The sequence below is a fragment of the uncultured Clostridium sp. genome, from assembly GCF_947039605.1.
Taxonomy (GTDB): domain Bacteria; phylum Bacillota; class Clostridia; order Clostridiales; family Clostridiaceae; genus Sarcina.
The window spans coordinates 1-25,350 of the sequence record NZ_CAMQZG010000022.1 but is presented as its reverse complement, the minus strand read 5'-3'; the positions used below and the strand labels follow the sequence as shown (position 1 = coordinate 25,350).

General features: G+C 30.1%; 25 protein-coding genes. 4 read left to right on the top strand and 21 right to left on the bottom strand.

What is annotated here, in order from left to right; translation table 11 throughout:
* Positions 1-207: 207 nt before the first annotated feature.
* The 3 genes from Q0V24_RS09700 to Q0V24_RS09690 form a co-directional block, all read right to left on the bottom strand.
* Positions 208-444: a Veg family protein gene (locus Q0V24_RS09700; RefSeq protein WP_297520903.1), complete on the bottom strand. Its 237-nt coding sequence runs from the start codon at positions 442-444 to the stop codon at positions 208-210.
* Positions 445-609: 165 nt separating this feature from the next.
* Positions 610-1,542 carry a sporulation peptidase YabG gene (yabG, locus tag Q0V24_RS09695; protein ID WP_297520901.1) on the bottom strand — a complete coding sequence of 311 codons (933 nt, stop codon included), beginning with the start codon at positions 1,540-1,542 and terminating at the stop codon, positions 610-612.
* Positions 1,543-1,733: 191 nt separating this feature from the next.
* On the bottom strand, positions 1,734-2,738 hold the full coding sequence (locus Q0V24_RS09690) for a CotS family spore coat protein (RefSeq protein ID WP_297520899.1): 1,005 nt from the start codon (positions 2,736-2,738) through the stop codon (positions 1,734-1,736).
* Between the two features lie 106 nt (positions 2,739-2,844).
* Here Q0V24_RS09690 and Q0V24_RS09685 point away from each other — a divergent pair, with 106 nt between their 5' ends.
* Positions 2,845-3,969: a glycosyltransferase family 1 protein gene (locus tag Q0V24_RS09685; protein ID WP_297520897.1), complete on the top strand. Its 1,125-nt coding sequence runs from the start codon at positions 2,845-2,847 to the stop codon at positions 3,967-3,969.
* 49 nt (positions 3,970-4,018) lie between these two features.
* Here Q0V24_RS09685 and Q0V24_RS09680 read toward each other — a convergent pair whose 3' ends face one another.
* Genes Q0V24_RS09680 through Q0V24_RS09670 form a run of 3 tightly spaced genes read right to left on the bottom strand, consistent with a single transcriptional unit; the run spans position 4,019 to position 6,777 of the window.
* Positions 4,019-5,071 (bottom strand): CotS family spore coat protein, encoded by a 1,053-nt coding sequence (locus tag Q0V24_RS09680; RefSeq protein ID WP_297520895.1) that lies wholly within the window; start codon positions 5,069-5,071, stop codon positions 4,019-4,021.
* A 9-nt stretch (positions 5,072-5,080) separates the two neighbouring features.
* On the bottom strand, positions 5,081-5,761 hold the full coding sequence (locus Q0V24_RS09675; RefSeq protein WP_297520893.1) for a hypothetical protein: 681 nt from the start codon (positions 5,759-5,761) through the stop codon (positions 5,081-5,083).
* A gap of 5 nt (positions 5,762-5,766) precedes the next feature.
* Entirely contained in the window at positions 5,767-6,777 is a 1,011-nt protein-coding gene (locus Q0V24_RS09670) for a CotS family spore coat protein (protein ID WP_297520891.1), read from the bottom strand.
* A 153-nt stretch (positions 6,778-6,930) separates the two neighbouring features.
* On the opposite strand from Q0V24_RS09670, the gene Q0V24_RS09665 reads away from it, so the two are divergent.
* Positions 6,931-8,061 (top strand): glycosyltransferase family 1 protein, encoded by a 1,131-nt coding sequence (locus Q0V24_RS09665; RefSeq protein WP_297520889.1) that lies wholly within the window; start codon positions 6,931-6,933, stop codon positions 8,059-8,061.
* 54 nt (positions 8,062-8,115) lie between these two features.
* Here Q0V24_RS09665 and eutH read toward each other — a convergent pair whose 3' ends face one another.
* The 10 genes from eutH to tsaD form a co-directional block, all read right to left on the bottom strand.
* On the bottom strand, positions 8,116-9,198 hold the full coding sequence (eutH, locus tag Q0V24_RS09660) for an ethanolamine utilization protein EutH (protein ID WP_297520887.1): 1,083 nt from the start codon (positions 9,196-9,198) through the stop codon (positions 8,116-8,118).
* A gap of 18 nt (positions 9,199-9,216) precedes the next feature.
* Entirely contained in the window at positions 9,217-9,825 is a 609-nt protein-coding gene (locus tag Q0V24_RS09655; protein ID WP_297520885.1) for a GNAT family N-acetyltransferase, read from the bottom strand.
* Positions 9,826-10,020: 195 nt separating this feature from the next.
* Positions 10,021-11,358, bottom strand: a complete 1,338-nt coding sequence (locus tag Q0V24_RS09650) for a 6-phospho-beta-glucosidase (protein ID WP_297520883.1) — start codon at positions 11,356-11,358, stop codon at positions 10,021-10,023.
* A 13-nt stretch (positions 11,359-11,371) separates the two neighbouring features.
* The gene (locus Q0V24_RS09645) at positions 11,372-12,463 is read right to left on the bottom strand and encodes a MupG family TIM beta-alpha barrel fold protein (RefSeq protein WP_297520881.1); all 1,092 of its coding nucleotides are present in this window, start codon (positions 12,461-12,463) and stop codon (positions 11,372-11,374) included.
* A 36-nt stretch (positions 12,464-12,499) separates the two neighbouring features.
* Positions 12,500-13,399: an N-acetylglucosamine kinase gene (locus Q0V24_RS09640; protein WP_297520879.1), complete on the bottom strand. Its 900-nt coding sequence runs from the start codon at positions 13,397-13,399 to the stop codon at positions 12,500-12,502.
* Between the two features lie 93 nt (positions 13,400-13,492).
* A complete protein-coding gene (locus Q0V24_RS09635) occupies positions 13,493-13,792 on the bottom strand; it encodes a PTS lactose/cellobiose transporter subunit IIA (protein WP_297520878.1) in 300 nt (99 codons plus the stop codon).
* A 28-nt stretch (positions 13,793-13,820) separates the two neighbouring features.
* Positions 13,821-14,135 (bottom strand): PTS sugar transporter subunit IIB, encoded by a 315-nt coding sequence (locus Q0V24_RS09630; protein WP_297520876.1) that lies wholly within the window; start codon positions 14,133-14,135, stop codon positions 13,821-13,823.
* Between the two features lie 616 nt (positions 14,136-14,751).
* Positions 14,752-16,041: a trypsin-like peptidase domain-containing protein gene (locus Q0V24_RS09625; protein ID WP_297520874.1), complete on the bottom strand. Its 1,290-nt coding sequence runs from the start codon at positions 16,039-16,041 to the stop codon at positions 14,752-14,754.
* An 82-nt stretch (positions 16,042-16,123) separates the two neighbouring features.
* Positions 16,124-17,146, bottom strand: a complete 1,023-nt coding sequence (locus Q0V24_RS09620) for an alpha/beta hydrolase (protein ID WP_297520872.1) — start codon at positions 17,144-17,146, stop codon at positions 16,124-16,126.
* A gap of 68 nt (positions 17,147-17,214) precedes the next feature.
* Positions 17,215-18,234 (bottom strand): tRNA (adenosine(37)-N6)-threonylcarbamoyltransferase complex transferase subunit TsaD, encoded by a 1,020-nt coding sequence (tsaD, locus tag Q0V24_RS09615; RefSeq protein WP_297520871.1) that lies wholly within the window; start codon positions 18,232-18,234, stop codon positions 17,215-17,217.
* 167 nt (positions 18,235-18,401) lie between these two features.
* Here tsaD and Q0V24_RS09610 point away from each other — a divergent pair, with 167 nt between their 5' ends.
* Complete coding sequence (locus Q0V24_RS09610) at positions 18,402-19,034, top strand: RusA family crossover junction endodeoxyribonuclease (protein ID WP_297520869.1); 633 nt, start codon at positions 18,402-18,404, stop codon at positions 19,032-19,034.
* A gap of 21 nt (positions 19,035-19,055) precedes the next feature.
* Positions 19,056-19,613, top strand: a complete 558-nt coding sequence (locus Q0V24_RS09605; protein WP_297520867.1) for a GDSL-type esterase/lipase family protein — start codon at positions 19,056-19,058, stop codon at positions 19,611-19,613.
* 144 nt (positions 19,614-19,757) lie between these two features.
* Here Q0V24_RS09605 and Q0V24_RS09600 read toward each other — a convergent pair whose 3' ends face one another.
* From Q0V24_RS09600 to Q0V24_RS09580, 5 genes are all read right to left on the bottom strand, one after another.
* Complete coding sequence (locus Q0V24_RS09600; protein ID WP_297520970.1) at positions 19,758-20,738, bottom strand: NAD(P)/FAD-dependent oxidoreductase; 981 nt, start codon at positions 20,736-20,738, stop codon at positions 19,758-19,760.
* 21 nt (positions 20,739-20,759) lie between these two features.
* Positions 20,760-21,335: a sulfurtransferase-like selenium metabolism protein YedF gene (gene yedF / locus Q0V24_RS09595; RefSeq protein ID WP_297520865.1), complete on the bottom strand. Its 576-nt coding sequence runs from the start codon at positions 21,333-21,335 to the stop codon at positions 20,760-20,762.
* An 82-nt stretch (positions 21,336-21,417) separates the two neighbouring features.
* On the bottom strand, positions 21,418-22,872 hold the full coding sequence (locus Q0V24_RS09590; protein WP_297520863.1) for a hypothetical protein: 1,455 nt from the start codon (positions 22,870-22,872) through the stop codon (positions 21,418-21,420).
* A gap of 19 nt (positions 22,873-22,891) precedes the next feature.
* Entirely contained in the window at positions 22,892-24,286 is a 1,395-nt protein-coding gene (locus Q0V24_RS09585) for a HAMP domain-containing sensor histidine kinase (protein WP_297520861.1), read from the bottom strand.
* Between the two features lie 10 nt (positions 24,287-24,296).
* On the bottom strand, positions 24,297-24,977 hold the full coding sequence (locus tag Q0V24_RS09580; RefSeq protein WP_297520860.1) for a response regulator transcription factor: 681 nt from the start codon (positions 24,975-24,977) through the stop codon (positions 24,297-24,299).
* Positions 24,978-25,350: the final 373 nt, after the last annotated feature.

The window sequence follows — 25,350 nt, the reverse complement described above, 5'->3', positions numbered from 1 at the left end:
TATCATTTTTTGTCGAATTTTTCATTGAATATAGTTGACACTTGTCGAAAAATATCGTATTATAAAAGTGGTTATTGACCATATAACCTCTCATAAATTCTCAATACCCTTTTATACCATAGTTGAAAGATGGAAACCCACCATCTTTCTTTTTTTTACGCAAATAAAAAAACCCCTATGCCAAAGGAGCTTTTTTCTTCTATTCATCTAACTTTCAAAATCTAATTGAACTGTATTTGTAAGTACATCTGAATAACTATATGTGACTGTCCTTTGGTTGTCCTTTTGTAATCTTATTACAAAAATACTTGCGTAAACACTTTCTAATACGCCTTCATTAACTAAAATTCTCTTTCTACCACCGTTTGCTTTTAGCATAACTTTCTCGCCTAAATGGCTCTCTAGTGTTCTTTTGATAGATGATACTGTTCTATTCTTATCCATTTTAACACCTTCTTCCTTCCTTTTAGTATATACTGTAAAACTTTGGATGTCAAATAAATTAAATATTTTAGCACCAAAGTAATATTTTTGTCAATATATTTCTTTACTAATTCCTATTTATTATTACCAGTTCAAAGGATATTATTCAAAATTTCGAATAAATTACTATATATATTGTGATTTTGGGTAACCTTCCCTATATTTTCCTCTAGTTTGAAGCCCTCCAACCCCTTTTATGCCTGTTATAGTATTTTCTATGACCTCAGTTATCTGAACAACCTTGTCCATAGCTGTATAAGCTACTTTTTCACAAACAAAAACTGGATCTAAACAATGTATAAGTACTCTACTTGGTGAACTAGCATAGTTTGCCCCACTATCTAATATCCCTTCATAAAATGACTGGCAAGCTCCTGCAAATATAACAAGTTCATCATAACTAGAATTATATTCCCTGAGTGCTTTTACAGCTTCCATAAAATATTTAGAATTTCTATAACTATTTTCATCTAAATAATTTTTATTATTTTTAAATAAGCCATCATGCCCTGTTAATACCACAATATCTGGCTTTACCTCTTTAACTATGTTTAAAATTTGACTTGGTTGGTCTTTTTCACTTATAGCCCTACCAACAGCCTCTAACTGCAATTGTTTATAAACTTTCAAACAATTTTCTAAGTAATTCTCATCTCCATCAATATGAAGAATTTTTCCTGGTCTTCCAAAAACTAAATTTTCTTGTTTAATTATTTTACCTGACTTTCCTCGTCCTTCTCCTCTTGATTCACTTCTACTATCTCTTCTAGTACTGGGAGATTCTCTCTTATTGCTAGGAAAGCTACATCCTCCTCCTCTTCTGTCCATCACATTTTTAATCGCCTTATTAACTCTTGAATTAAACATCCTATCTATATCAGCCTCAAAATCATCATCAACTACTATTAAGTCATCCTCTCTTGAGTCCGCTAATATTCTTATGCTAATTCCTTTTAATACATACGACTTACTACCATCATTATTATCCTTAACATCCATTACTTTAAAGATAATATCTTTTCCATAAGATTCTCTTACAACATAATCTCCTATCTTCATAAGCGTGACCCCTTTGTCTGTATAATTCTTATATTATGCACTAATAGCCAGATTTGTTACTTTTAAAGTCACTTTTTATTCATTATGTATTTAAGTAAACATAAAAGGTTCTACTAAAAAGTTAAATACTTTCATATTTTAACTGTTTTAATAAAACCTCTCATGATTTTAAACTTAATCTTTTCATAACCTTATTCGCTTAAAGAGTACTCTTCCTTGAATGCTTCAATAAACTCTGTATATAAAATTTTTTCATTTATTATATTTTGGATTTTCTTAGTAAAGGTAGTCGCCCCCCAAGTCACCTCATTATAATAATGTCTATTAGCAAGTCTCCAATATCTTTGTGGGAAAAGAAGGAATGCTAATATAATTTTGTACTCTCTTTCTTCAATTGCTGACACAGAGCTATAGCTCTCTATAATAGCCTTTGCAAATTCTAAATCCCAATCTACTTTTTTAAGAACTTTAATCATAAAATTAGCTATATCAAAAGCTCTTATCTCTCTTTTACAGTAATCAAAATCTAAAATGTGTAAATCGTTATTATCATCTATAACTATATTATGATATGTGAAATCATGATGGCAAAATATTTTTTCTTCTTCGCTTTTTTCGCATACTGCCTCATATTCAGACGCATTTAAAAGCTTTGATGCTCTTATTGCTAAATCCTTATAAAAATCAACAGTTTTTATATACGTAAGGTCAAAATTTTGCTTCATATTTTTCTTTCTTGCCATATCTCTCATCTTAGATAGAGCTTTTATTCTCTTATCCATAAGACTTGGCCATCTTCCTATATCTGTTTTAAGTTTTGAATTTTCTGGTGGATCATACCCTTTGCTAGCCTCATGTAATCTTGCAAGCGCCTGTGCTGCAAGCTTTACTTCATCTATATTATGAAAATCACACTCTCTACCTTCTATCCAATCTGATAAAGTATATAAATCTTCATTAACTAAAGCATATGGCTCCTCATCTATGTTTAAAAAATATCTATCTATCTTATCAAAACCATTTTGAATTAAGTGTTCTTTTGCACCGTAAACAAATAAAAGTTTTTGTGTTCCATAATTTATTCTCTTTAAACATCTATCACCTTTGTTAGTTTTAAGATAATATATTCCCTTACTAGGTTTTAATGTATCAATCTTAATGTCAAATTGTCTTTCTATTTCAAATTCCCTCATCATAATTATTCACCCCCAATATATTTATATGTCAATATACTTTTATTTATTAACATTTTTTAACTATTAATAATATAATAATAATATAGCCATACTGAAAGGATTTATAATGAATATAGCAATAGATGGCAGAGCCTCAACTCTTTATAGAGGCACCGGCATTGGAAATTATACTTATCAATTGTTAAATAACCTAAATAAAATAGATACAACTCACCAATATAATGTTTATATTTCTGAAAATTCCAAGTTAGATTTGAACCTTAAAAACAATTTTTCCTTAAAATTCTCAGAAGAATTCACTAAAAATAATTTTTGGGAAGATATAAAATCTCCTAATTTAATAGATGTAAATTCTGATTTATATCACATACCTCAAAATGGTATCGGTATAACAAATAACTCATCTATCCCACAAATTATAACTTTGCATGATATCATTCCACTAAAAATGCCTGAAACGGTTAGTGATAACTACTTAAGTATTTTTGATAAAGAACTGCCTAAAATTTTAAATAGCATTAGTGGAATAATAACAGTTTCTAATTACTCAAAAGATGATATACATAAAACTCTTGGATTTCCAAAAGAGAAAATTTTTGTAACTCATCTTGCTGCTGAAAGTCAGTATAAACCACTTGATAAAAATACATGTAAATCATTTTTAAAAGAAAATTATAATTTAAATGATGATTATATTTTATATGTTGGTGGTTTTAGTCCTAGAAAAAATATACTTGGTCTTATAGATGCTTTTTGTACTTCATACCCATCTTTATCACCCTTAACTAAACTTGTTGTTATTGGAAGAAAAGGTGTTTCATATGAAATATATAAAAATAGAGCTATCGCTCTTGGTATAGAAGATAAAGTTATTTTCACTGGATTTATCCCAACAAATCATATGCCTATCTTTTATAACTCTGCATTGATGCTTGTATATCCTTCTTTTTATGAAGGTTTTGGACTTCCACCAATAGAGGCTATGGCTTGTGGAACGCCTGTAATATCCTCTAATTTAACTTCTATACCCGAAGTTGTAGATAATTCTACAATGCTTATAAATCCATCAGATGTTTCTGACATTTCAAATTCTATAATTAAACTTGCTACCGATTTAGACTTTAAAAATAACTTAATTCAAAAAGGGCTAAATCAATCTGCAAAATTTAGTTGGCATAAAACAGCAAGGGAAACTATAAACGCATATGAAAATACAATTAAACTACAATAGCTAAAAGCTACATGATTAAAATTAACATCATGTAGCTTTTTTAATAAATTTAATCCTTCACAAGATCTTCTCTCTTGTTTTTTTCTATTTCACGAAGTAAAAGCTCTTTCTCTTTTCTGTGAAAAATTTTGTTTTCAAGTTTATTAAGATAACTTTGATACCTCCAATCTTTTAATGCAAAATAGTAATTTCTACTTATAGCATTAAAATCACTTGGATATAAAAGTAGAATATATAATATTTCAAGTTCTGCCCCTGATAATTTTGATACACTATCATAATCAGAAATTACCTTATTATAGACTTCTAAATTAAAAGCATGTTTTTTTAAGGTTTTAAAAGTAAAATTATATACATCTAAAATTCTCAAATCTATATTTGCATAATCAAAATCTATAAAATTAACTTTGCCTCCATTTACAATCATATTGTGATAAGCAAGATCATTATGACATACTGATATATAATCATTATCCTTACAAAGTTCTTTATAACTACTCTTGTCTAAAAGCTCTATAGCTTTTTTCATCAGTGCTAAATTATAATCTACATTTTCTAAAAATATCTTATCAAACTCATTTTTATATGTTTTAACACTCGCAAGACTCGTGCACTTTTCAAGATTTATTATACCTTCCTCAAATCTTTCTCTAAGATTCCCCAGTGATATTTTATCTTTATGTTTTTCTCCTAAAACCTCTAAAACTCCACGCCCTGCTAAATGTAGACTAGCAATAGCTTTTCCTGTTGCCTCCAAATCCATAGGATTATTAAGATTACACTCCACACCTTCTATAAGGTCTAAAAGAATATAAGTATTTCCCTTTCTCTCCACCTTATATCTACCATCATCAAACTTATTTATACTAAGAATACCATCATAACCTTTTTTAAGATACTCAAGAATATCAACTATAAACCCAAGTTTTTCTTCATCATAATTAATAATCTTTAGAATTTTCTTACCCTCTTCACAATCTAAAATAAAAATATTTCTTGTAGGCCATAAATCATTTATATTTAGTGCTAATTCACTAAAAAATTCAATATCTAAATCATACTTGCAAAGATACTTCGCATCTCTATATCTTACTCTCCCCATATAAACCTCCTAAAAAACTCTAAAATCTCTTTCTATATCAGCAAGTTTTTCTTTTACTTTCTCATCATCAAAGTCTCTAAGATACACAAAAGATAAATAATTTGCCGCCTCCTCTGGATAATCCAAAGCAGATTTAATATAAATCCTACTTAGATTATCTAGCTTTGCCTTCTCTACAAACTCATCAGTCATAGCTAAATAATCTATGTCTTTCTCTCGTCTTTTCACTCTTTTAACAAGCTTTATAAAATCATCTTCTATCATTCCAAATCTAATTCTAGTCGTATCTGAAACTTGTAAAATATCCTTCTCTCTATATAAATTTTGATAAATCTTCCCAAGTGTTATTTCAGAGTTTTTATAACTTCTATTAATCATAGAACAAAATTCTAAGTCGCTAAGCTCACTAATACACCCACTAGCATAATTTATTAATTCAGTTAAATTAAAATCACTTTCATTTTGAAGCCTCTTCATCCTAATTAGTGAATTCTTTTGTTCTTGTCTAATTCTTCCTGCCTCACTAATAAGCCCAAGACTATAATCTTTTTTATCACATACAAAACTATGAAAATTTGTTAAATCATCAATTGCCTCTAAAATATCAAATTTTTTCTTTATAACACCTCTATCAATTAAATTTATATTGTGATGTCCCAAAAAATTTTTAAGTAAATCTTCTCTTCTCATAGAAATTACTTGTTCCTTTCCTTTAATGCTTCTATAAACCTTCTTCTCCCGTTTCTATCTACGATATAATTTCTAAGCCTTCCCATAAATCTTTCTTCACTCCAATCAAGTTTTTCCCAATAATACTGAAGTCCAACTTGCCAATAATCTTGTGGAAATTCTAAAAATCCAATAACTATTTTCTCCTCATCCTTTGTAAGACCATTTCCATCTTCTGAATATGCCCTTGTTATACTTTCATACTTATCAATGCTCCACTTCCCATTTCTCATAGCCCTCATACAAAGACTAGCAACATCATGAAGATGTGAATCTAATATGCAATAGTCAAAATCTATAATACTTATCTCATCATTTCTTCCTACTAAAATGTTATGATGCGCTAAATCATGGTGACAAAAACCTAGTCCCATAAGTTCCTTTGCCATATATTCATTGTACTTACTTCTCTCTTTTAAATCTTCTATTGCAAGCATACCTCTTTCAATCTCATCATTTAAAAATCTAATGTATGTTATATCAAACTCTGTTTTATTTTTCTTTTCTTTTATCTTATTTTCAAAATCTAAAATTTCTTCTAACCTTGTCTCAAATACACCTGTCCAACTTCCCCAGCCAACCCTTGGCTTCATATTAGAATCTACAATAAAGCCCTTACTGCATTTATGTAGTTCTGCTACTTTTTTAGCTGTTAAAATAAGATCATTAGTATTATCATAATCTGCCTCTCTAACCTCCATCCATTCAGTTAAATAAGCAAATTTCTCATCAAATTTTATATAATCCCTATAAGTTGCTGTAGGTATTATCTTTGGTGTTCCTCTAAATCCATTTGCATCTAAATGTTTAATTGCAGATAAAATAAAATAAAAATGTGAAAACTCATAGTTTATAACTTTCAAGCAATATTCTCTAAAACCAGCTCTTACCCTATAAACATTCTTTCTTTTTGTAATCTTACTTACTTTTATTCCATAATTATCTTCTACTATTCTTCTTACTCTATCAAAATCCACTGTATAACCCCCTAAAATAGGTTTATTTTATTCTATGCTAAGATTTCTAGCTTGTTACATTCACACTTATAGAACTTAAGTAATATTAATAATATTATGAGTAACTAAATAATATTATTAATATTATAAGTAAGATTGGAAGTGACGTGGCTTATGAAAATACTTATCGATTCAAGAGGTGCTAGTTGGTATAGAGGAACTGGCATTGGTACTTATACACACAACCTTTTACAAGGTCTTATATCTATTGATAAAACAAATGAATATCACTTATTTTGCTCTGGTGCAACCTTTAATGACTATAAAGCTCAAAACACTACAATTCTTATGAGCTCTAGAAAGCATAAAGGTTTTTTTGAAGAGTTTTATATGCCAGAATATATTAAAAATAATGATATAGAAATTTTCCATGTCCCACAAAATGGAATAGGTTTAACCACCAATGAAAATAATCTTAATATAGTTACAATACATGACTTAATACCTTATGTATTACCAGAAACAACTGGTCCTAGCTACCTTAAAAATTTCCTAAAAAAAATACCGCTAGTAATAGAAAACTGTGATGGTATTTTAACAGTTTCAGAATACTCAAAAAAAGATATCCTAAAATTTTTCCCAAGCTTTCCAAGTGAGAGAATATTTGTAACTCCACTTGCTGCTAATACTGAATATAAACCACTAGATAAAGCTCAAACATTGGCTAATGTTCAAAAAAGATTTGATTTTACTAGTGATTACATTATGTATATTGGTGGTTTTAGCACAAGAAAAAATATTCAAGGACTTCTAGAGACTTTTGATAATATTTGCAAAAACTTAAACAAAGATGTAAAACTTCTTATAGTTGGAGGACTTCGTGAGGAAGGTAAAAGATTAGAATTACTAAGCAAAACACTTACTAATTCAGATAAAATAATTTTCACTGGATTTATAGAAGAAGAGTATTTACCAACTCTTTACAATGGTTGTAGCTTATTTGTATACCCATCATTTTATGAAGGTTTTGGGCTACCACCACTTGAAGCAATGAGCTGTGGAACTCCTGCCCTCTCATCAAATACTACCTCAATACCTGAAGTAGTTAAAATTAAAGATCTTTTATTTGATCCATACTCAAATGTAGAACTTGAAGAAAAACTTATAACACTACTAAACAATGACAAACTTTTAAAAGAACTTAGTGAAAAATCATTAACTCTTTCAAAAGAATTCTCGTGGAAAAATACTGCAAGCAAAACACTTAGTGCATACCAACAAATTTATGAATTAGGCAAAAAATAAAAAATAGCTAACAAAAGCACTATTGCTCTTGTTAGCTATTTTTATGTATAATTTTCATTTTAAACATTCAGCCTCTTTATTTATCATAATACATGATAATGCAATAGAACAAATACTTGCTAAAATCTTTGAAACAATATAAATTGTAACAGCATTTGGAACCTCAGCAGAAACAAATCCAAGCTGTCCTCCTAAAACAAATGCACCACTAACACTAAATGCCGAACAAATAACTTTGCCTCTTCTATCAAGTTTATCAAAATTTTGAAAAATTATAATATTAGATACAAGCCCTGCAAGTAAACTTATTATAGAACTTTCATTTATCTTAAGTTTTTTTGAAACTTTACTAAAATATTTAGAACAATATCTAGTAACTATCTCTAAAAATGGATAAGCACCTGCTAAAAATATCCCAATTTTCCCTGCAACAGCAAGTGAATCATTTATTGGAATCATACCCTTTATAACCTCTACTCCTAAAATAGAATTTATTCCAAGCATAATAAGTGCACTAAGACTTACCATTAATATCCCTTTAGAAAAAATATTAAAAACCTTTTCCATTACACCTTCAAATTTAAGCATTCCAATAATTATAATTCCAGTTAAAATAAATAAAGGTAGTAAATTTACAAATAAAACTTTCAAACTCATCCCAAGCATTATCCCTGAACATATTGCAGCTATAGGGACAGTGGCAATTCCATAAATTATCCCCTTAGATAATTCACTAGAATGCCTTTTATCAACTATCCCAAGTGCAAGTGGAATAGAAAAACTAAGTGTAGCCCCAAGAGTTGAAGCTACTATAACTCCAGAAACTATATGCATATCAGAGCTTGCTGCAAGCTCACTACTAATCCCAAGAGCACCCATATCAATAGCAAGAAACATAGATGGAAATATAGCTGCATCTATCCCCATAACCTCTGCAACAGGCACAAATATTCCTCTTAAAAATTCCCCTATAATTGGTGAAATAGCAAAAATACCAGTCATAGATAAAACTAAAAGACCTATTGAGCTTATTCCCTCTTTAAACTTCTCACCAATACCAAACTTATTATCTAAAATATAATCAATACCCCCTAAAACAAAAAATATTGCCATAATAACCAAAATAACCTTATCCAATCTAACTCCTCCAAATTTCTATTTATTAACCTTCCTCTTAACCTTTACTTTCTTTATATCCACAACTGCAAAAATATAACTATCTAAATATGTGTTTGTATCTTGATTAAATAAATATTTTTTTCTCAACCCTTCATTTTCAAACCCAATTTTCTGACATAATTTAATTGATGCAATATTTTTTCTATATACATTTGCCTCAAGTCTTACAAAACCTAATTCTAAAAGAATATCTATAACCTTTTCTAAACACTCACCCATTACACCTTTTTTCATAGCACTTTGCTTAACAGCATACCCAATCTCTGCTTTCTTATCAGTATGAGAAATATTACTTAGTGAAATTATTCCAAGTTTTTCTCCATCTATCTTTCTTTCAATAATCCACGTAATAGCCTCTCTTAAAGTGAAATTATAATTTATATTTGTCATAAGATTTATTGCCATTTTTTCAGTTAAAATATATTGTACTTTACTATACTTATGAAGATATTTATTTTGATATATCTCTATCATATCTTCCCAATCACCACTCCTAGTTCCTCTTATAATATAATTTTCTGTTTCAATTCTCATTACGCCTGCTGAAAATAGATTATCAATATTTTTCTTTTGTTTAAATTCCAAGACTAATCACCACTCTTTACAAATTATCTATAATAATAAAATATGTAAAAGTGCTAGTCTAGTTACAACAATCTTTTTTATGTAGCCAACTTATAGTGAACTACTCACCACTTAGCTAAAGCTTGAAGTGGGAGAATTCTCTCAAATTAAGTTAAAAATACCCTAGCTAAAATTTATTTAACTAGAGTATTTATATTAACTATTTTTTTCTTCAAAATACTTTTTGAAATTTGGAAGATATTCTTTATGAGCTTCTAAAAGTTCATCTAAAACAATCTTTGCAGTCTTATCTGATGCTGTTAATGGATTTCCAACTAAAGCAAGAAGTGCTTTACCATAGTTCCCCTCAATAGCAGCCTCGATAGTTAATCTTTCAAAAGTTTTAATTTGCTGAACAAGTCCATTAACACTTACAGGAAGTACACCAATATTTATTGGCTTTGGACCATCCTTTGTAATTATACATGAAATCTCAACAACAGAATCATTATCAATATTTTGAATAGCTCCATTATTTCTAATATCTACTGGCTGAATATCTCTTGTATCATTATATATTGATGTGATAAGCCTACAAGCAGCATCACTATAGTATGCTCCACCTCTTTTTTCAAGTTGTGTAGGCTTTTCATCTAAATTAGGATTCTTATAAAGTTCAAATAATTCCTTCTCTACTTCTTTAACAAATTCGCCTCTAGCTTTACCTTTCTTGAACTCTTCTATCTCATCATTTAACATTTCTTCTGTCTGATAATAATATTTATGATATGGACAAGGCATAACACCTAAAGCCTTAATAAACTCTGGATCCCAGTCAAAATCTGAAACGTTTTTAACTATTTGCCCAAGCTTACCATTTGCCATCCCATCAATAACCTCTTTAGTCACATCATTACCATCAACATACATATTTAAACCATAAACCATATGATTTAAACCGGCAAAATCAACTCTAACTCTGCTATGCTCAACATCCATAATACTTGCAACAGCCTTTTCCATCCCAATTGGAACATTACAAAGACCAATAACTTTCTTATTTGTACCATATCTAACAAGAGCCTCAGTTACCATCCCAGCTGGATTAGTAAAGTTTATCATCCACGCATTTGGACATAGCTCTGAAATATCCTTATCAATATCTAAAATAACTGGTATAGTTCTAAATGCCTTAAGCATCCCACCAGCTCCATTAGTTTCTTGACCTATCATCCCATGACTTAACGGAATACTCTCATCTTTAATTCTTGCATCAAGTTGACCAACCCTAAATTGAGTTGTAACAAAATCTGCATCCTTTAAAGCTTTTCTTCTATCAAGTGTAAGGTGAATCTCCATAGGTACTCCAGCTTTTTCAACCATTCTTTTCGCAAGATTTCCAACTATCTCTAGTTTTTCTCTTCCAGCTTCAATATCTACAAGCCAAAGTTCTCTAACAGGAAGTTTATCATATCTTTTTATAAATCCTTCAACAAGTTCAGGAGTATAAGAAGACCCCCCTCCAATTGTAACTATCTTAACGCCTTTATTCATAACTAATACCCCACTATTTTTTAATGTTAAAACCAAATTTGCTCCATGGCTTAATATAATCAAGTAAGAAAACTTCTTCCTCAACTATATGTCCAACAACATTTGTTTTTCCATAATTTTTCATATCTTTTAATGCAACCTGAAGTTCACCTGCATATCTTGAGTAAAGGTCTGAATCTATTAATATATCCCCTCTCTTGATATCTGGTGTATTATAAGCTGGGAATGGTGTTCCCTTATACTTAACTCTACTTTGTGTGCTTCTAGCCATATACTCTGAGTTATCCCCTCTATTATAGTGGAACTCATCTAAAACTATAATCTTTTCAATTTCTCTAATATCATCATTAAGTTCAACAGTGAACTCTAACATTTCTTTATTTAACTCACTAAGAGCTTTTAATTCTTCCTCACTTGCAAATGAGTTAGCAATAATAACATCATCAATAGCCTCTGTTGCAAATAAATGCTTAGCTTGAGTTGTTATAGAAAGATTTCTGTGCTCTTCTAAAGTACAAAGACCTTCTGATACTGGCCATGGTCCAAACTCAGCTGTTGGTGAATTAACAAAAGCAGCAGTTTTGATTCCAAGCTCTTTAAATTGCTCACTACACTTAATGAAATGGCTATATGACAATCCTGTATAAACATGAGGATAGAAATTATGACATCCATATACATTTTGAAGATTAGCCTGATATGAAAGTATATTATCAACGTACTTAGTACCATTACTTACATTAAGTTCTATTTTTAAACCATGCTTATTATAAGACATGATTGATTCTTCGCTTCCACTAAAGCCCATATCAAGTCTAATACCTGCAAGACCCATTTCTTTAAATACCGATAAATCAGTTATTGATGCTTCAAGCTTATTAAAAACAGCAGGATCAAGGTCAGCAATAACCTCCATTCCATGTTTGTTAGCAACATCAACTAACCCTTTAAATTCTGCAACTATCTCCTCAACCTCTTTATCAGCTGCTGATAAAAGACATGTAAATATTCTTGCAAAACCATATTTTGCTGCAAGGTCTACATATGCTATATTGTCCTCTATTGATGTATGATTTGGATAAACTGATATCCCAAGTCTTTTCATAGTATTTTTCCCCCTAAAACTTTTATTAAATATATATTAAATCAATGTAACTTCTTTTTTATAAATATAAAATGCACCTTTAGCTGGTGAAACATCATCATCTATAAATGAAACTATATTAACTTTTTCTCTTAAATAACTTTCATAAGCATCTCTAAATATCTTAGATTTTCTTACTACTCCTCCAACAAGACCTACAGAACATGATTCAAAACCAAGTTTTGAGAATACTTGTCTAGTTGTTTCCCCTAAAAGTTCACCTTCAGAAACCATTATTGAAAGTGATTTTTCATCACCTTTCTCTGCAAGCTTAGAAACGATTTGAGCAAGTTTTGCTATCTCATCTTTAGTAGATGAATATACAAACCCTATAATATCATCAACTTTCTCTACCTCTAACGCAGTTAAAAGCTCTCTTGAAAGCGCCCCAAGTTCCATATTATTATCGTTCTCATATATCATATGCTTTAGACCTTCTATCGCTATTTTATATGCAGAACCCTCATCACCAAGAAGATGACCCCATCCACCTGATTTCCACTGAACTCCATTATTAAGTCCAAATGCAATTGAACCTGTTCCTGCTATTGCTAGTATCCCATCTTCACCACGAAGAAGAGCTTTAAGTGCAAGTTCACTATCATTCATAACAATAGACTCTACAGAAAATTCTTTTTTAACACTTTCATAAACTATGTCCGCATTAAAGCCAACCTCTGACCCAGCTAAACCTAAATAAATTCCCTTAACATTATCTTTTCCATGCTTCTCAAATATCTGTTTTATGCCATCTAGAATGTTTCTTAAAGCTTCATCTTTTCCATTAACTAGATTTCCAAAACCTGTTAAAATAGATGTTAGTTTATTCCCCTCTAAGTCATATGCAACTGTTTCTGTCTTTGTACCACCACCGTCAACTCCTATAACATACATCATAAAACCTCACCTCATCTAACCTTTATTTAAATTTATTTTATTTATATAATAAACTCTAATGGAAACCCACTAGAGTCTATTTATAAATCATTATTAAGCTATTCTTGAATAAATCTCAATTATTTCAGTAGCAAGATCTTTAACTGTGATTGATGTCATTAAGTGATCTTGTGCATGAACTAATAATAATGAAACCTCTGCTTTATTACCAGCAGCTTCATTTTGAATTAAAGTTGTTTGTGAGCGGTGTGCTTCACCAAGTTGCTCTGCAGCCTTAACTACTAGTTCCTTAGCTTCATTAACTTTACCTTCTTTAGCTAAATGTATTCCTTCCATGCAATAACTTCTAGCTTCCCCACTGTACATTATAAGATTCATGATAATTTCTTCCATTTTTTAACTCTCCCCTTAAAATCTTTATTTATTTTTGTTCTTCTATTAAATCAAGTGCGTGTTTTAGTACCTTTGCGCCATTCATTGTTCCATAGTCAACAGTGTTTATAACGCTCACTGGTATTCCATCAACACTAAATTTACCCTTTAATTTATTAAATAAGAATCTAACTTGTGGCCCTAGTAACAGTACATCAATGTCTCTTTCATAATCTTCAATCTCACTCTCAGCAATCGCATTGATTATACATTCAATTCCTTTTTTCTTTGCTGATATCTTCATTTTTGAAACTAGTAAAGATGTTGACATCCCAGCTGAACAAACTAATAATATTTTCTTCATAAAAAATTTCCTCCTAAATATTATTGAGCTCACTTGTATACACTAATTTAATATAGCAATTTATGTGCCAAAAAAATCTTCCTAAAAAACTACTAAATTGCTTACCTTTTATCGATTTTTTTTATTCACTTTTTATACTTTTTATTCAAAAAATATATACACATGTATACACATGAGAAAAACAAAAGAATTATCCATTTTATCTTTATCAATATATGTATTTACATATCCACTTTATGATTAAATCAAATACCTTTTTAACTAAATTTGAGAGAATTCTCCCATCCTCAACCGTAGGTAGGTGGTGAGATGAATCGATGTAGCTTTAGCTAAACGTTAAGCATTCCCATGTATTTATAGCCTGAATTTTGTTATAATATAGTTATAGGTTTCCAAACGCAAGTCTTAAGCTTGCAGTACCGTAGGTTATACGGGAAGGGTTTTCCTAAAAAAACCCATAGCGTTGGAAACTGATAGTCTGTAAAATAATTACCTTAATGGTTAGACAGGATTATACGAAGCCCCGACTTCAAGCCTTTAGGCTAAGTGGTGGGTATTTCACAAGCTCCTTATAAAACAGAAAAAAAACTCAAGGAGTTATCTCCCTGAGTTTTAATTAAAATGTTTCAAGTTTTAATTCTAAATTAACATTTTTACCTTCTCTTACAACTGTAAGAGCTATAACATCGCCTTCTTTAGATTTTTCTTTTTCAATATTTAATTCTGCAATTCCTTTAATAGGCTTGCCATTATATGCAACTATTACATCTCCAAGTTTTAATCCTGCTTTTTGAGCTGGACTAAAATCAGCGATTGACTTAACATATATACCCGCTGGAAGATTTCTTTTCTTAGCTTCCTCAGCTGTAACATCAATTCCTGTTATACCAATTACAAGTTCTGGGCTTGATAGGTTATCAAGTTTATCTTTCACAGTATTTATTGGAATAGAGAATCCTATACCTTCAATCTCTTCTCCAACTTTCTTAGCTGTATTTACGCCTATGACTTCCCCTCTGGCATTTATAAGTGGACCTCCACTATTACCTGGGTTAATAGCTGCATCTGTCTGTATGAACTCCTCAGTATCATCTGGAGAGCCATTTACACTAAGCAGTCTATTAGGCGAACTTATAATTCCCTTAGTAACTGTCTTACTAAATTCTTTACCTAATGGATTTCCAATTGCAATAACATCTTCTCCAGCTAAAAGTTTTGATGAATCACCAAGTTTTGCAACTCCTGGCATTTTCATATGCTCTGTAATATCAACAACTGCTAAATCTGCTTTTTCATCATAATTAACAACTTTTGCATCAACCTCTGTTCCATCACTTAAAATAACCTTAACTTCCTGTGCTCCAGCAATTACATGGTAATTAGTTACTACAAGACCATCTTCACTTATAATAAAGCCTGAACCAATACCTTCTTGTTCTCTTACCCCATTAAAATATTCATCTCTAACAAGTGTTTTAGTTGAAACCCCTACAACCGCTGGTGTCACAGCCTGAACTGCCTCTGCTGTTGTCATTATACCATCTTGTGATTTAAATTGAGGTGTTACAGGAACTGCACTTGCCTCAACTTTTTTTTCTTCTTCTTTAGAATCATTCATAGCTGCAAAAACTCCAAGTCCACCAATTCCACCACCTATTAAAGATGCTGTAAGCGCAACCGCTAGAGTTCCTGCTATACCCTTTTTAGAACTCTTCTTTTCTTTTTTAGGCTCCTCATCATTATTCCCCTTATAATTTGAACCCTCACTAAAACTATTCTCACTATATGATTCATTTGAAGTTTGGCTACTTTCCTCTTCAATTTCATATGATTTATTTGAACTTTGGTCACCCTCATTCTTTAAACCAAAATACTCCTCATTATCATTTCTATTAAAATCACCCATAAAATCCTCCTAAACACTTTCTATTATAGATAATATTAATAAACATTTATGGCATATCAATGACACAAATATTTACATTTTGTTAAGTATTTGAACTTTCCTTGAATGACAGATTATTTAATATATAAGTTATCGCCTCTAAAATAAGCTCTGGTTTTTCAAGTGCTATAATTTTCGAATCGCTATTACTATCAATTATTTTTGTATTATCCCCATTTCCAAGACTTTTCATTGCACTCTGTTCAGCCTTATTTTGATTATTTGTAACAATAACATATGGTATATCCTTAAACATTCCATCAACTTGACTAATGCTTGACCTATTTAAAATATTTTCAAGCTCCGCATAATAAGCCTTATTAAAGTCTGTTGTTGGTCTTAACATTTTATAATTATTAAAATCATCTTCTGATAAATATTCATCTAACCCACTTGGAGAATCTAATCCTACACACTTATCAATTAAATTGTTGATTCCTAAATATGATCCAAATATATTAAGCTTTCTAGAAATTTTTTCACTCTCAAAATACTTATAATAATTAGTATTGCCTAAACTTTCCTCATTTATAGGTGAAATTAAAATAATTCCTTTGACAAGTTCAGGATATAATTTCGCAAAATTTGTCATAATAAGTGATCCATAGCCCTCACTAACCAATATAAATGGTCCATTTAAAGCAACTTTTCTTAAAATAAGTTTTAATTCCTTAGCCTGTTCTTCTGGTGTTTGTTCTTTTAAAAAATCTGATAACCCAAACCCATCTCTATCATACGCAAAACTACTTATACCATATTCATCTTTAAGCAATTCCCTTGCATTGTCCCATTGTGATACTCCCATACCACTACTTGACTCAAAGATTATTGTTGGTGCATCTCCATTTTCTATATTATAATAATTTTTTTTATCATCTATTGTAACGTACATATCATCTTTTACAAGTTTGTCTTCATTTCTACTCGTAATTAGCATATTAGCTGTTAACCCTATTGTTATAGTTAATATAGTTAAGATAGAAATAGCTTTAAAAATAAATTTAAAACTAAATCTTCTCTTTGGTTCTTTTGTAGTAAATCCATTTGAATGTGAAATTAAACTCATTAATATCCTGTCCCCCAACGAAATATTTTTTAATTAAATAACTCTTCTAACTTTATATAGTTTTTAATCTATCTCTCACCAAGTCTAAGATTAGGTCTAGCATTTAAATTAAGCTGTGCTCTACTTCCTCTTAACATTTCAAAATAAGCAGCACTACCTATCATTGCAGCGTTATCTGTACAAAGAATTGGTGCTGGGAATAATATTTCAATTCCTTCTTTTCCAGCTTCTTTAATAAGATTCTCTCGAAGTGCTGAATTTGAAGCAACTCCGCCCGCAATTGCAATTTTATTAACATTTCTTGACTTACATGTCTTAAGAACATTTTCTGTTAAAACTTCAACAACAGCTCTTTGGAAACATGCTGCTACATCTGCCTTATTAACTTCCTCACCCTTCATATCAGCCTTATTTAAATAATTAAGAACTGCTGATTTAACACCACTAAATGAAAAGTCTAAACTATCTTTACCAAGATTTGCTTTTGGGAATTTAATAGCACTACTATCTCCCTCTTTTGCAAGCTTATCAATTTTAGGGCCACCAGGGTATCCAAGACCAAGTGCTCTAGCAACCTTATCAAATGCCTCTCCAGCTGCATCATCTCTAGTCTCTCCAATAATTTCATACTCACCATGTTCTTTAACATAAACAATAAAAGTATGTCCTCCTGAAACAACTAAGCAAATAAAAGGTGGTTCAAGTTCTTCATGTGCTATAAAGTTTGCTGCAATATGTCCCTCTATATGATTAACACCAATAAGTGGTTTACCAGCTCCAAAAGCAAGACCTTTTGCATATTGAAGACCTACTAGTAATGCTCCAACAAGCCCAGGACCATATGTAACTCCAACTGCATCTATATCTTCTAAACTTATGTTAGCTTCCTTTAAAGCCTCTTCAACAACACTATTTATAACTTCTATATGCATTCTTGAAGCAACTTCTGGGACAACTCCCCCAAACTTTGTATGTGTATCTATTTGTGAATTTATAATATTTGATAATACTTTTCTACCATTAACAACAACAGCAGCTGCAGTTTCATCACAACTACTCTCAATTGCTAAAATAATTTTTTTCTCCATTGTTTTTACCTCATTCTATCCAAATTCTATTTAATTAATAATCTATTTTGATTATACTTTATAGCTTTGCTACATTCAAGAAAACCTAGTACAATATAACGTATAATCTAAATTATTTAATAATCTAGTTTTATATTTTATATCTTATTTACATCTGGGAGGTTTATATGCAAATACCATATGCAAAGGTGATTGTAAAAGGTTCACCAATTACTAAATCTAATTTCAAACTACACAATGCACAAGGTAGAGCAATTCTTCCATCAAATACGGGTAAATCATATGATAAATATGCAAACTACGAACAAGAAATAGCTTATGAAGCCAGAATTCAAAACCCTAATATAGTTTTAGAAGAATCTCTTATCGCTATCTTAAAAGTTTACTATAAAAGTGATAAAAGACATCCTGATACAAGTAATATTACTAAAAGTATATTTGATGGTGTAGAGAAAAGTGGTATTATAATAAATGATATGCAAATCAGAAGAATAATCATAGAAGAATTTTATGACAAGGAAAATCCAAGATTTGAACTTGAATTCTTTGGAGAAAGTCATTATAGTATAGATTACTCAATAAAAGTTAATCAGACTCCAAATGAAAAAATTCTATATGGTCAAAATAAGAAGCCTCTTAAAACTAAGGCTCAAACAAAAAAGATAAATAAATCTGATGATATTACACATAATAAAACAATATGCTATTTATGTAACAAAGAACTTAAAACAGGTGAATTTGTTACAGCAAATAAAGGCACTACTACTATATGTAGAAAATGCTTACTAAAAACTTTTTAACAATGAAAGGTCGTGTACTAAATGAAGTTAATATGTATAGGGGACTCACTTACAAAAGGATACGGGGTATCTCCAAAAGCTTGTTGGGTTGCAAAACTTCAAGAAGAGTTAAAAGATACAACCATAATCAATAAAGGAATCGCTGGTGACTCATCATCAAGTATGTTATCAAGATTTACAAATGATGTTATTAAACTAGATGCAACAGCTATAACACTTATGTGTGGTTCTAATGATGCACTTCAAAGCAGAAATCCTAAAATAACTTTTAAAAATATAAAGGCTATGATAGAAGAATCTTTAGCAAATAACATTAAACCTATTATAATATCATCACCAAAAATATTTGGTGAAATTGCACAGGTTCGTTGGGATAATACTTTAGATTACACTAAAGTAAACGAAACAATAAAAGTATTAAATACTCTTCTAAAAGAGTACGCAGCTGAAATAGAAATCGACTTTATAGACATCAACTCAGTAATCCCTCAAAGTGGTGCATACTATACAGATGGCTTACATCTTGATAGTCTTGGACATGATTTAATATTTGATAAAATAATGGATAAATTAGCTTAATGCTACTTTATCCATTTTATTTACCTATATAATTAAATATTGCTGTTATGTACTGGTTAATTACATTAACCTCAAACTTTTTAGACAAATTAAAACTACAAAAAATAAACCACTAGAAAACCTAACTTTCTAGTGGTTTATTTTCTATTTTAGATTTTCACAATACTTAACAACTTCTCTTGCAACATCTTTTCCTTCTTTAGCACAAACATCTGCATTATCATAACCTCTAACAACTCCACCTGATGCAAAAATCCCATCAATATTCGTTGTATAATCATCATTTAAATGTATTCCTTGCGTTTCAGGATTAATCTCAAGACCAAGTATCTCACCAAGCCTCTTATCAGGTAAAAAGTTAACTGATATAAGAAGACAATCACAGCCTAATGATTCCACTCCATGATCTTCTTCAATATCTTCTAGCTTTGAAATTTTAATTTCTTCAATTCGCTCTGTTCCAATTACTTCATTTACCTTATGTGAATATAAAACTGGAATATCAAAATCATCAACTATTTTTTTAGCATACTCTGAAGTCGCACGAAGTTCATCAGAACTCTCTATAATAGCCTTAATTTTTGCACCCTCCAAAATAAGTCTTCTAGCAACAATAAGACTTGTATCACTAGTTCCTAAAATAACAATATTTTTACCTGGAAGATACCCTTGATTATTTATAAACTTGTGAGCTGTCCCAACAGTATATATTCCTGCAAACTTATTAAGAGGAATACTTATATTACCCGAAAATAATTCTCTTATTCCAGTTGAAATAATAATAGCTTTAGCATTAATTTCTACAACACCCTCATTAGGACTAACATAAGTAAGTTTTCGATCCTCAGAAATCCCAATAACTGACGTATCAGTTTTAACCTCAACCTCAAGTTCTTCAATTATATCTATAAATCTTTGTGCAAACTCACTTCCCGTTAAAGGTTCATTAAAAACATCGTTTCCAAAAGCACAATGGATACATTGATTTAATGTACCACCAAGATACTCTTCCTTCTCTATAATAAGTACATTAAGTTCATCATTCTCTCTTTTTGCTTCAATAGCAGCAGCAAGCCCAGATGGTCCTGCACCAACAATTACAATATCATAAATCATAATAAAAATCCTTTCTTCAAATATGCTAAATTACAAAGTAATAAGCTTAGTAACTGAATTCATTTCTTCTACAATAGCATACATATTAGTAACTTCACCAATACTAACTATCTCCTTTAAGCCATAAAAGTCTAAACAAACTCCACAACTTAAAATTTCTACACCCTTAGCCTTTAAACTTTCTAATGACTCTAAAACAGAAGATGTACTAGCAACAAGCTTAACACCTGCATTTAAAAACATTATCTTTCTTGGAAGCTTATCACTCTCACTTAAAGCATATATATAGCCCTTCATAAGAGTTTCCCCAAGTGCATCATCACCATTTCCAAGTTTATTAGAACCTATTAAAATCGAAAACTCATCTTTATTAATCTCTTCTTTTGAAGACTCCTTTAATTTTTCCATAGTTAAAATAAATTCATCATCACCATTCTCTATGCTACAAGCAAATCCATTAGCTAATGCAAACTTCTCTAAATTCTTTTGTGAAATCTCATTATCCACAATAATCTTTGCCATTCCTACACTTATAGAATCAAAATATTTCTTAGTATTAATAACCGGCATAGGACAAATTAATCCTCTACAATCTATATTTTCCATAAATACACCCCCAAAATTAAAAAATCTAAGTATAGATAAAAACTATCTACACTTAGATTTTATTACTAACTCTATTCTATTATTATTTATTTCTTTCTTCAACTGCTTTATTCCATAAAGGAACAAAATCTCCTATTGCCCATTCACCCATTATAGCTGTTTCATCCTTAGAAAGTTTAATTATCTCAGTAGGCTCATCATTTATTTTGCCATTCTTGAGTTCATAAATTTCTACAGACTTATCAGTAATAGCTACAACAAAGTTCTCATTTGGTGAGCTAAAAGCATCAGTAATACTTGGATTAATCTCTTTGAGCTTATTCCAACTTACAGGAAGTGAATCATAATTGACTAAAGTTCCAACGGGAGAAATATCTACATCAAAAGATAAGTCATTAACTCCAACTGTATTAGAATCTATTTCGCCCTCTACAACCCACCTAGCATTTTTTCTAAACATAGTTACATCACTAGCATCATAACTATCTAGATTATACTTATCTAGCATAAAACTAGGTTTACTATCTATAAATTGATCTCTACTACTTAAATATTGATTTTCACCTTTAGCCCCAAAAAGACTCTTCATATCAAGACCCTTAGAATTATTGATACTATCAAGAGTGTTTATCTTATACTCATCACCAAGATTATTGCTACCCGCAAATTCAAAACCAATATAATCTTTACCAATAAAAGTTATCTCTCTATTCTTAGCTGAAGGTACAATATTTTTTTCAACTACAGGAGTTCCATTTTTATTATGATTTATAATTTCAAGAGTTTGAATGCTTTTTCCATCTTGAATACCATCACTAACATTCGCATAAGAAAATGTTCCATTAGCCCTTGGAATTACTAAACCTTTTAGCCTAACTGGTGCCTCTAGCTTACCATCAATCATCTTAATCCACAAAGTTTCATATGATGCACTACTAACAACACCTTCACTATTTACAGTAGCAGGTTTTTTAAGTCCTAATAGGATACCACTATTCTCTTTATTTTTAACATTACTTGTTGCTGAATCTAGAATACTATCTTTAATTCCATTTGCATCTAAATTAGAATTAATCTTCTTAACTACAAATAAATCTCCAACAGCATATATATATGCCTCATTATCATTTTTCATAATAAAATCAACATAAAGGTTAGTATTATCTGAAATAGTAGTTATATCCATATAGCCATCACTTACCGGAACATCCTTAACAATACTATTAAAAGCCTTTGGTAAATAATTTTCTTTAACTACTCTCTTAAACTTAAAATTAGGTTTATCAATCTCCATATTGCCAACAATAGCAACCTTATTAGAAATTGTAACTATTGGTTTCTTAATCTCATCAACTTTTTTGACAGTATTATTATCCCCAATAGTATACTCCTGTGTAACTTCCCAAGTTCCATCAACCTGTATATTTTTAGGAACAGGTGCCATAATTTTATTTTCTTCAAGTTTATCACTTTTAAAACAGCCTGTTAATCCTATTGCAACAACTAAAACTATAAGTAAAACTATAATTTTTTTCATTCCCTAATCCCCTTTACCCCTAAAAAATCTCTTCTTGCATCTTAGGAATACTAATTGAAATTTTTGTACCTACACCAAGTTCACTTTGTATATCAAATGATCCCTTATGTAGTTTTATAATCTCATCACAAATAGATAGACCTATACCATTTTGTGACTTTGAATTTTTACCCTTAAAGAATTTCTCCTTAACCTTTGGTAAATCTTCATCACTAATACCACAACCTGTATCCTCAATAATCATAACAATATCTTTTTCTAACTCTTTAACAGTAATAGAAATACTACCACCATCATCAGTGAATTTAAATGCATTATCAATAATATTAATAAATACTTGTTTTAACCTATCCCTATCTCCTGTAATAAATACATCCTGTGGAGCTTTGTGAATTAGGAATTTTTTATTTTCTCTAGTTGCTCTTGGTTCCATATACATTTTTATATACTGAACAAAATCATTAATTTCTATATTTTCATCTTTAAGCTTGATTCTACCACTAACAAATTTAGAGAAATCTAATAATTCCTCAACCATATTACTAAGTCTATCTGCTTCCTTTTCAATGATATTAAACCCTTGAGCAAGCATTTCCTTATCAGTATCATCATTATTTAAAATAATAGCCCAACCCTTAATAGATGTAAGAGGTGTTCTAAGCTCATGTGATATAGAAGAAATAAAATCATTTTTAAGTCTTTCTCTCTTCTTAATTTCATCTGCCATAAAATTCAATGTATAAGCAAGCTTACCTATTTCATCATCTGTTTCTATCTTATTCTTAGCATCAAGATTTCCCTTAGCAAACTCCTCTGAAGTCCTAGTAAGAGTTTTAAGTGGATTTACAATACTATTCGCAAGTAAATAACTTATTCCAATACCAATAATAAGAACAGCTAAACCGATAATTATAAAGACAGCTGCAAATTTTAATATAAATCTATTAATTCCCTCAAGTGAGGTTATGTATCTAACAACGCCAACAATTTTTCCATTGCTTTGAAGCGGATATGATATTGCCATAACTTTTTGATCGCTATAACTAACATGACCAACCCATTCTCCAACACCACCCTCAAGTGCTTTTTTAACATCTACAGATTCACTACTATGTTTATCAACTCCTAAAGAGTCCATAATAAGAATTCCTTTATTGTTATAAATTTGCACCTGTGCATCTGTTTGTTGCCAAAATATATCTTTATCCTCATACACATTATATTCTAATGAATTTTCAGATAAATATTTATCATAAAAATCTGCAGCTACCTTTATTTGACTCTTAAGTATATCTTCAGTCCCTTGATAATAATATCTAGTAATGAACATTAAGAACATTACCGAAACTATAAGTATGGTTGCAGAAACAACTAATACAAAACTTCTAACTAACCTACTCTTTATACTTTTCATTTAGAATCTCCTATCTTTTCCATCTATACCCTGTACCCCAGATAGTTTCTATGTACTTAGGTTTTGAAGGTACCTCTTCTATTTTAGCTCTTAATCTTCTTATGTTAACATCAACAATCTTTGGATCTCCAAAGAAATCTATTCCCCAAACAAGATTTAAAAGTTCATCTCTAGTAAATGCCTTTCCTGGATTTTGTAAGAATATTTTCATAAGTAAAAATTCTTTAGGTGTAACATCTATCTCATCATTATTCTTAAATAAACTTTGTGAGTATAAATCTAATAAAAACTCCTCTGACTTTATTGTGTTCTCATCTTCTACTTTTGATTCCTCTAATCTTCTAATTAATGCTTTAACTCTTAAAGTAATTTCTAATGGGTTAAATGGTTTAACAACATAATCATCTGCTCCATACTGAAGTCCCATGATTTTATCCATATCTTCCCCCTTAGCTGTTAACATTATAATACCAATGTTAGGGAATTTTTCTCTTAATTGCTGACATACTGTGAAACCATCAATTCCTGGTAACATAACATCTAATATTGCTATATCAGGCTTTTCTATTGATGCTCTTCTAATTCCTTCTTCTCCACTCTCACACTCTATGACAGTAAATTTCTCTCTTTGGAAATTTATCTTTAAAAAACCTCTTATGCTTTCTTCATCTTCTACTAATAAAATCTTCATTTATTTCATCCTCCGCTTGCAATCTGTATAGATATATTATATCTCATATTGTCATATTATAAAAATATTTATACAAATTCATAGAATTTTTGTTATATCACTACTATAAAGTTTTATTTCCTTATTTTCTACAATAAAATAATAATTTTTTTTTACAATTTAATTACATATGAAATTTAATACTCTTATTTTTTCCTTAATTTTTATTTTTACTATAAATTTTTATAATTCTAAAATAAATACTATTAAATAACTAACATGATTTTAAATTTATAAAAATCTATAAAAAAAAGTCTAAGTAAAAACTACTTAGACTTTATTGGCTCCAGAAGTGGGATTTGAACCCACGACCTTTCGATTAACAGTCGACTGC